Annotated in this window: 1 protein-coding gene; it reads right to left on the bottom strand. The window is 56.8% G+C overall.

Going from position 1 to position 718, the window contains the following annotated elements:
* On the bottom strand, positions 1-656 hold a 656-nt coding region (locus tag ACK4TH_RS12600), incomplete at its 3' end, for a YncE family protein (protein WP_409626938.1).
* Positions 657-718: the final 62 nt, after the last annotated feature.

The following is a 718-nucleotide window of genomic DNA, read 5'->3' on the forward strand; positions in this document are numbered from 1 at the left end:
ACTTCCTTGCCATCCGGACTGGGCACGACGTAGTGCGGCTTGGAAGGCATCTTGATCTTCTTCACCGACCAGTCACTGGTATCGATGATCACGAAATGGTCATCGACGCGATCGACGGTGAAGGCATAGCGGGAATCGTAACTCCAGGCGTTATGCATCGAAGTGGGACCCTTGGCTTCGCCCCTGACATCGAGATCGACATTCTTGACCACCTTGTCCGTCGCCGTGTCGATGAAGGTCACACGCAGCTTGCCACCATCGAGTCCCCAATGATTGACCATCACCAGCTTACCATTCGGGCTCACCACCGGATGCTTGGGCCGGTTGCCGGTCTTGATCTTCGCGACGACGGCGCGTTTGTCGAGATCGATGACCGTGACAGTATCCTTGCCTTCGCCTTCGGCGCCGACGTAGACCTTACGGCCGTCCGGCGTGGTGGCCCCCAGGCCGGCGCTCTTCTCAGTATCGAGCGTCGCGACGACACTATCGGTGGCCGGATCGACCAGATAAGCCTTGCCATTACCGCCATGCAGATGGACGATCACATTCGGCCATTTGACTTCGGCACTCTTCGGCGCCGTCGCCGTGGCGGCACAGCCTCCCAAAACGAAAGCCGTAGCGATGGCGGTCACGATCGATTTCTTGTTGGTATGCATTTTTCCTCCTCCTAACATGTTGGACACGTTCAGACATAAAAATCTGAAAGCGATCGATATCA

It is taken from the genome of Tepidimonas sp. (assembly GCF_046292505.1).
In the GTDB taxonomy this organism is placed as follows: Bacteria; Pseudomonadota; Gammaproteobacteria; order Burkholderiales; family Burkholderiaceae_C; genus Tepidimonas.